Below are 4,095 nucleotides of genomic sequence, written 5' to 3' on the forward strand. Positions count from 1 at the left end.
GCACGAGAGCCTGCTTGCCGCGCTCGAGACATTGGGCGATGGCCTCGAAATAGACCTCCGTCTTGCCGGAGCCGGTGACGCCATCGAGCAGGGTCACGGCGAAGCCGTCGCCGGTGTGTTCGAGAAGCTCCTTTGCCGCTTGCGCCTGTTCGGTGTTGAGGGTTGCGCGCGCGCGCGCGGGGCCGAGCGGCATTGCGTGCCAGTCGGGCAGGGGCTCGGCTATCAGCGTTCCCGCATCGACCAGCCCATCGATCACCCCGGGGCTGACACCCGCCGTCTCGGCCAAGTTGGACTTCACCCAGACCAGGCCGTTGTTGGCCGCCTCGAGCACGCGGGCGCGCGCCGGCGTCATGCGCTCAGGCGGCGGGCTATCGAGGCGCACCCCATAGCGCGGCGCCGGCGGCTGAAAGGCCGAGCCCGCGCTCATCATCATGCGGAGCACCATGCCGAGCGGGCTAAGCGTGTAACCCGCCACCCACTCGGCGAAGTCCATGGAGACCTTCGGCAGCTTCGGCACATCGTCGAGGATCTCGAGGATCTCGCGCAGCTTCTTGCGGGGGATCGGAGGCGCCTCGTCGCCTTCCGCGCGCCGCCACACGGCGGCGAGATATTTGACGGGGCCGAGCGGCACGACCACGAACTCGCCCGGCTCCACGTGATCGCCCTCGGGCACCAGATAGTCGTAAGGCGCGGGCAGCGCGAGCGGCACCAGCACGGGCACCGTCACCTGACTTGCCTTCGTCGTCTTGGGGCTGGTGGAAGTCTTGGCCAGAGCGGGCTCTTCGGGGTTAGTTAAGGGTTATTAGCGACTCACCGACCCATAGTAGCGCGCACGGGGTCAAGTCGAGGGACGGATGGCAGCCAAGGCGACATCCAAAAGGGCGCAAGCAAAGAAAGCGCAAGCGATCGGCGCCGCGCCGGACGTGGACCGGGCGGTCAACGCCTGGTTCGTCTATCTCGTGACCGAGCGCCAGCTGGCCGCCCATACGGTCGAGGCCTACCGGCGGGACCTCTCGCAATTCCTCGGCTTCCTGGCCGGGCATCTCGGCACGCAGCCCGATCTCAAGCTGCTGTTCTCCTTGTCGGCGCGGGACGTGCGCGCCTTTCTCGCCGCGCGCCGCGCACAAGACGTCGGCAGCCGCAGCCTGTCGCGGACCTTGAGCGCGCTCCGCATGTTCTACCGCTTCCTGGAGCGGCGCGGGTTCGGCAAGAACGACGCCATCCGCGCGGTCTCGCTGCCGAAGCTGCCGCACTCGGTGCCGAAGCCGCTCACCGCGGCGAAAGCGACGGCCTTGATGGACGGCGCCGATATCGCGCAGCCCGACGCCGAAGAATGGATTCTCGCCCGCGACACCGCCGTGCTGACGCTGCTCTATGGCTCGGGGCTTCGCATCTCCGAGGCCTTGTCGCTGCGCGTGAAAGAGGCGCCGATCAAGGGCCGCGACATGCTGCGGGTCACGGGCAAGGGCAACAAGACGCGCGTGGTGCCCGTGCTGCCGGTGACGCGGCAAGCCATCGAGCATTATTTGAAGCTCTGCCCGGCGAAATTCGGGCCCGACGATCCGCTGTTCATCGGCGCGCGCGGCAAGCAGCTCTCGCCCCGCATCATCCAGCTCCGCATGCGCGGGCGCGCGCCGCGCTCGGGCTGCCCGATACCGCGACGCCGCATGCGCTGCGGCATTCCTTCGCCACGCATTATTGGGCGCCGGCGCGACTTGCGCGCGATTCAGGAATTGCTCGGACACGCCAGCCTGTCGACGACCCAGGGCTATACGGAGGTCGACCGGGCGCATCTCTTGAAGACTTATGAGGCCGCCCACCCCCGGGCTTGAGGTTTGCGGGAATGAGCGGCGGGGCTGTGGGTCCGCTCGTCCCCGCGACGGCGGGGACCCAGAGTAGCTGACGGACATTTGTTTTGTGCTGGATTCCCGCTTACGCGGGAATGAGCGGGCTCATTCTTTTTTGCGCGGGAATGAGCGGATGAGGGCGCTGGAGTCTCTGCTTGCGCGGGACCGAGCGTGCATTTCGTTTGTGATGAGAGAATGTGTGCGTGGGTTCCTCTCGCGGGGAACGCCGTCGCAGGCGACGGCCATACTCAACCGGGGGTCGCCCACGCACTCAAAGCAGTTTGCGCCCAATTCCTACAAGATGCGAGTCTTTAACGCCGCTATGGTTTCGGCGCCATCGACATTTGCGATGAGGAGAGGCGCATGACGGCTAAGAATGTAACGACGCGCGCGCGTGTGACGACGCTTGCGGCGTTGCGATTTGGAATCATTCTCGCCGCGGGCGTGAACGTCACAGGTTTCGGCATCATGGATGCGCACGCGGCGGACGAGACCGCGCCCGCATGCAAGACCGCGGAAGTGAATCCGGTGACGGGGCACGTGTTCTGCATCGATCCTTTAGGTGCGGAGGTCGCGCCACCGCCCGACAGCATGAAGCCGAAATGCGAGGAGGAGTCGCGCGGCCAGTGGAGCTGGGCGCCGAATTGCGAGCCGGTGGTTGAGGGCATGTGAGACTTCGGGTTATTCACTCAACTTCGTCATGCCCGCGCTTGTCGCGGGCATCCAATAAGGCCTCGCCCCAAGTGGAAACTCATCATTGGATGCCCGGCACGAGGCCGGGCATGACGATGTTGGGATGGGCACAGGCGAAACCATTTGTTTGCTTTCCTGGGCGCACACTCCGGCCCATGGCGCACCTCACCAAACCCCATTTCGGCACGCGGCATCACAAGCCGAGACCGCTCGAGGCCCTGAGCGATTCCGACAAGGGGTGGCGGGTGGACTGGCTGGTGGTGGCCGTCGTCACGGTGGTGTTCGTCGCGGGCTTCTTCTGGCTGTTCTGACCGCCGCCGATCCGCGCACCGGGCGGTTGGGGGGCTCATGAGTCTTCGGCGTGAGCGCCGTCATCCTTCGAGGCCCGGCGCGTCATGCTGAGGTGCGAGCCCGGTCTTGATCCGGGGGAGCTCGAGCACGAGCTGGCACCTCAGGATGACGGTATTGCGTTGAACCGTGTGAGCGGAAACCATTTGTTTGCCCTGCCGCGCCAGAGTTACGCATGGCGCGTATCCTCAAACCGCTGTTTCGCAGCCGCCATCACCGCAAGCCGCCGCGCTGGAATCTCGGCAAGCCGCCGCGCGGCGCGAGAAAGCCGCTGCCTGCCGAGCCGGACGTGAAGCCTGTCTGGAATCTCGGCGAGCCGCCGCGGGGCTGGTGGGAGCGGATCGACTGGGCCGTGATCCTGCTCGCCGTGCTGGTGTTCACCGCAAGCTTCGTCTGGCTGTTCCCGGCGCTCCATGAGCGCGGCGGCTCGCTCAAGGATTTGTTCGACGATGTGGTGGACGTCTCCGTTGCCGCGCCGTGGTCGAGCGGCATCCAGGTGGTCGACGGCGACACGGTGCGCAGCGGCGGCGAGATCTACCGGCTGGTGGGCTTCAACACGCCGGAGTCCGGCTTCCACGCCCGTTGCGGACGCGAGCGGGCGCTGGCGTCGGAGGCGACGGCGCGTTTGCGGGAGCTGGTGGATGACAGCGACGTCGAGCTTTCGCTGGCGGCCTGTGCCTGCGCGCCCGGCACCGAGGGCACGGACGCCTGCAATTACGGGCGGCTGTGCGGGAAGCTGAAAGCGGACGGCCGCGACGTGGGGCCGATTCTCATCGCCGAGGGCCTGGCCGAGACCTACACCTGCTGGGCGACCGCCTGCCCGCGCCGCAAGGACTGGTGCGCGGGATAGGGGTGTATTGACAATGTGGATACGCGACCGCATATTTCACGCATGTCAAAGGACCGTAGCCCCCAGCATTTCCAAGTTTCGGTCGCGGAGCGCCCTTCGGCGGCCGAAAGCAAGGGCAGCATCAACCTGCGGATCGAGACGCAGACCCGCCAGCTCATCGACGAGGCGGCGGCGATCCTTGGCAAGACGCGCACCGAGTTCATGATCGACAGCGCCCGGCGGCAGGCGATCGACGTGCTGCTCGACCAGCGGTTCTTCACGCTCGACGCCGCGCGCTACGACGCCTTCATGCACGCGCTCGACAATCCTCCCGCGCCGGGACCGAAACTCAAGGCGCTGTTGCGTCGCGTTCCGGCA

At 66.6% G+C, this 4,095-nt stretch carries 6 protein-coding genes; 5 read left to right on the plus strand and 1 reads right to left on the minus strand.

Annotated features, from left to right (window positions below; genetic code table 11):
• Positions 1–727, minus strand: a 727-nt coding sequence (locus AUC71_RS02205; protein WP_342021617.1) for a primosomal protein N' family DNA-binding protein, incomplete at its 3' end; no start/stop codon positions are given.
• 127 nt (positions 728–854) lie between these two features.
• Here AUC71_RS02205 and AUC71_RS02210 point away from each other — a divergent pair.
• The 5 genes from AUC71_RS02210 to AUC71_RS02225 form a co-directional block, all read left to right on the plus strand.
• Positions 855–1,832, plus strand: a complete 978-nt coding sequence (locus AUC71_RS02210; RefSeq protein WP_244500759.1) for a tyrosine recombinase XerC — start codon at positions 855–857, stop codon at positions 1,830–1,832.
• Between the two features lie 378 nt (positions 1,833–2,210).
• Complete coding sequence (locus AUC71_RS02215; protein ID WP_069622956.1) at positions 2,211–2,519, plus strand: hypothetical protein; 309 nt, start codon at positions 2,211–2,213, stop codon at positions 2,517–2,519.
• Between the two features lie 176 nt (positions 2,520–2,695).
• Complete coding sequence (locus AUC71_RS19115) at positions 2,696–2,851, plus strand: hypothetical protein (protein ID WP_158007667.1); 156 nt, start codon at positions 2,696–2,698, stop codon at positions 2,849–2,851.
• 212 nt (positions 2,852–3,063) lie between these two features.
• Positions 3,064–3,738, plus strand: coding sequence for a thermonuclease family protein (locus tag AUC71_RS18410; protein WP_141701384.1), 675 nt, complete (start codon positions 3,064–3,066; stop codon positions 3,736–3,738).
• A gap of 42 nt (positions 3,739–3,780) precedes the next feature.
• The coding region (locus AUC71_RS02225) for a type II toxin-antitoxin system TacA family antitoxin (protein WP_069622957.1) at positions 3,781–4,095 on the plus strand (315 nt) is incomplete at its 3' end.

This window comes from Methyloceanibacter marginalis, from assembly GCF_001723295.1.
Classification (GTDB): Bacteria; Pseudomonadota; Alphaproteobacteria; order Rhizobiales; family Methyloligellaceae; genus Methyloceanibacter; species Methyloceanibacter marginalis.